Origin of the sequence: Wenyingzhuangia heitensis (assembly GCF_011762155.1) — a bacterium.
Taxonomy (GTDB): Bacteria; Bacteroidota; Bacteroidia; order Flavobacteriales; family Flavobacteriaceae; genus Wenyingzhuangia; species Wenyingzhuangia heitensis.
Map to the genome: position 1 here is coordinate 1 of NZ_JAASQL010000018.1, position 3,492 is coordinate 3,492.

A 3,492-nucleotide genomic window follows, 5' to 3' on the forward strand; every position below is an offset into this window, starting at 1 on the left:
AAAAAGAAACAAATCCAAACAAAAAGCTCTGGCTTAGTGCTTGTCCGAAAATCTGTCGATTTTCAAACCCGCACTAACCATAGCAAAATACGTTAACTTTAACAATACAAAATTCGGTCGAATTTTTAGCAGTTACAGAAATTAGAAAGATTCTTAGAAAGCTGAAACCACGTCACTCCTACTTTTTTACAAAACTTTTTACTTGCTGAAAATTCACAAACTTAAATCTAAATAACTTGTTTACTTGTTGAGAAATTTAAACTTACTGAAAGATTCTTTTTCTTGAAAATCGTAGTTACGCTGAATTTTAATGTAGCAACGCTGAAACTACTCTTACGTTTAATGAAACAGTAGCATCGCAAAAAGTTATTCCTTGAAAGTCTTTTAAAAGTGAAAAATTTAATTAAAGATCTAATTTTGCTGAAACGACTCTTGCCGCTTAATGAAGCAGTAGCAACGCTGAATTTTAAAGTAGTAATGCTAAGTTTCAATGAAAGTTCAATATAAACTGAAACTTAAAAAATTGCAAAAGTTAACACCGCATAAAAACAATTTGTGTTTGGTTTCTTTCCCAATGTTCTGTACTTTTAACAAAAGTCAAATCAGTCGTTCGAAAAGGCTATGCCTCTTTTCTCACAAACTGATTTTTATACAAATCCGTTAACTTACATAGTTGAAAAAAATCCCATGATAAAGTTTGGGGATCAGTTTGGGTAAATTCTAAAAAACAACATTTCTAAACTTTGAAATATTTTTAATTATACTTCTGCAAATTTTCATCGCTTGCTGGTTCAGTAGTTTTTCCCTAAAATTAATTTATCGATAGTTTTATAGAAAATAATCATTGCTTCTTTCTGCTGTTTAAGTAGCTGTGTTGAGTTTTCTTTAATTTTGTTTCAAATGATATCTTAAATAAAAAATGAGCTTTAAAATCATTAAAAATCAAACTGTAGCTACGTGGAGTTTTTGAGAAATTTAATTCTAGAAAATTTTAATCCTTGAAGAAAAAAAGTAGCAACGCAAGTTTTGAAAATTTAAGAAAACTATGGAAGTTTCTAATTTAAAAGAAATTAAAATCCTAATGAATTTAATTTAGTAGCAACGCTAACATTTTAATTTTTAGAAAAATTCTAGTAAATAAAATACGATAAGTTAACAACTGCTATAGTTAATGCGGGCTGAGTTTTTTCTCAATGTTTTTTCTATATTTACAACATCGCCAAATCTTTTTCGATTTGGCTTTAATAAAGAAAAAGTTAAAACAAACAAAAAAGCTCTGGCTTTGTACCTGCCCGAAAATCTTCCCGATTTTCAAGCCCGCACAAACCATAGCAAAATACGTTGTACTTAATTATGAAAACTCGAAAAATAAAAATTAATCTTTTCTTAATACTACTAATTTCAATCACTTCGTTATGCAATTCTCAAAGCATTGAAAAAGAAACTAGAAATTTATTTTTTGCTCCATTAAAAAAAGAGTTTCCTATTCCTTTAGGTTTTATAAATGATTTTGAAAATATTTTAACGAAAGAAGAAAGAAGAGAATTAAATAATATTATATCAAATTTTGAAAAATCAAGTTCAAATGAAATAGCTATTATTACAATAAACTCGATAAAACCATATACTGATATTAAACAATTCACAGAAGATTTATCAAATGAATGGGGTGTTGGTAAAAAAAATAAAAAAAATGGTCTTACTATTTTATTTAGTAAGAATCTTAGAAAAATTCAGATATCTACTGGTCTAAATACAGAAAAAATAATTACAAATGAAATTTGTAAAAATGTTATAGATTATGAAATAATTCCAGAATTTAAAAAAGGAAAATATTATTCAGGGATTAGAAAAGGACTGATGAAGTTAATTGAAAAATGGAAATAATATTATATAAAAAATAGATTCTGTTAACTATGAATTCTTGTTTTATTAAAATGGTAAATTTAGCAAATTAGAATAAAAAATATTTTTATAAAATGAAAAAATAAACTTAACAAAAAACTAAGTACAACACCTGCTCATAGTTAATGCGGGTTTAGTTCTTTCCCTAAGTTTTGTCTATATTTACTAGGTAGCCAAATCTTGTTGATTTGGCTTAGTGACAAAAAAAGAAACAAATCCAAACAAAAAGCTCTGGCTAAGTGCTTGTCCGAAAATCTATCGATTTTCAAACCCGCACTAACCATAGCAAAATACGTTAGGCAAAATTTCATAAAAACCGTAAAAATTAAAAAATGAAAGAAAAATTTAATCAAGTTTATGACGAACTTTATGAAATATATCCTGAAAGATTTTTTATGGATAATCTTTATTCAACAAAACATCGTGGACTTGAAAGAATGAAATCAGAGTTCAGAGAATTATTCATTAAAGAAGAACTATTCGCTGAATTAATAAAAAGAGAAATTAATAAATTTGAATATGAAAACAACTATCCTTTTAGATATGATGCAAAATACTTTTTGTTAATAAATTTCAACAACATGATTGTTAAACCAATATTACACCTAATAATAAAAGGAGATAAAGAATTCCTCGAACCTCAGATTAATGATTTAATTAAAACAGACATAAAGACAATTCTTGATAATAGTTTAAGGTTAAAAACAGAGGAGAAAATAAGCGGACATGAAATCATGAAATCCATTGATACATTGTGGCCTAACTTAAATTCAACAAAAATGGAACTTTGGGGATGATAGAAAATAAAAGATTTGCAGTCGATATTGGAATAACCTTGAGTACTCAATTAATTAATGCTTGTTTATCTATATTAGCTATTATTGGAGCTGTTTTTGTATTTATAATAGACAAAAGAGAAACCTTTATTCCGTTTTATTTATTAAATATATTTGGTTTTATATCACTTATTATCAGTATTTTCCTTGGAGGAAAGGGGATTGATAAAATTCGAAAAAATAGTTTCAATAATCAACTAAACTTAGATTCGACGAAAAATTATTTTAATTGGCAAGCAATACTATGCTTAGGAGGAATATTATTTTGTTTAGGAAGTTTATTTTTTACTCAAAAAGTAAAAGCTGAAAACAAAGAATTAATTCTAATTAATAAAACTCTTAACAAACTAAATCAAATAAAAAACGAAAACTTAACTAAGACAGATTCTTTAATTAAAGAAGTAGAATTACTAAATAATAGATTAAAAAAATTAGAAATTAGTCAGAAAAAATGAAAAAACTTTGCCTAACACCTGCTCATAGTTAATGCGGGTTTAGTGTTTTCTCAAAGTTTTGTCTATATTTACTAAGTCCGCCAAATCTTGTTGATTTGGCTTTGTGAAATTAAAAGGAAACAAATCCAAACAAAAAGCTTTAGCTAAGTGCTTGTCCGAAAATCTATCGATTTTCAAACCCGCACTAACCATAGCAAAATACGTTAGGCAATATTAAATGAAAAAAAAATTAACCGATTCCATTTGGGCTGAACTAAAATATAATTTAGGAACATATATAATGCAAAATGTTTATT

3 protein-coding genes are annotated in these 3,492 nt (G+C 26.5%); all 3 read left to right on the plus strand.

Features of this window, described 5'->3' with window-relative positions; all coding sequences use genetic code 11:
* Positions 1-1,353: 1,353 nt before the first annotated feature.
* The 3 genes from FHR24_RS15465 to FHR24_RS15475 all read left to right on the plus strand — a co-directional run bounded on the left by FHR24_RS15465 (position 1,354) and on the right by FHR24_RS15475 (position 3,196).
* Positions 1,354-1,887 carry a TPM domain-containing protein gene (locus tag FHR24_RS15465; RefSeq protein WP_167191110.1) on the plus strand — a complete coding sequence of 178 codons (534 nt, stop codon included), beginning with the start codon at positions 1,354-1,356 and terminating at the stop codon, positions 1,885-1,887.
* Between the two features lie 350 nt (positions 1,888-2,237).
* Positions 2,238-2,702: a hypothetical protein gene (locus FHR24_RS15470; protein ID WP_167191111.1), complete on the plus strand. Its 465-nt coding sequence runs from the start codon at positions 2,238-2,240 to the stop codon at positions 2,700-2,702.
* A complete protein-coding gene (locus FHR24_RS15475; RefSeq protein WP_167191113.1) occupies positions 2,699-3,196 on the plus strand; it encodes a hypothetical protein in 498 nt (165 codons plus the stop codon). The genes FHR24_RS15470 and FHR24_RS15475 overlap by 4 nt, the downstream gene beginning before the upstream one ends.
* Positions 3,197-3,492: the final 296 nt, after the last annotated feature.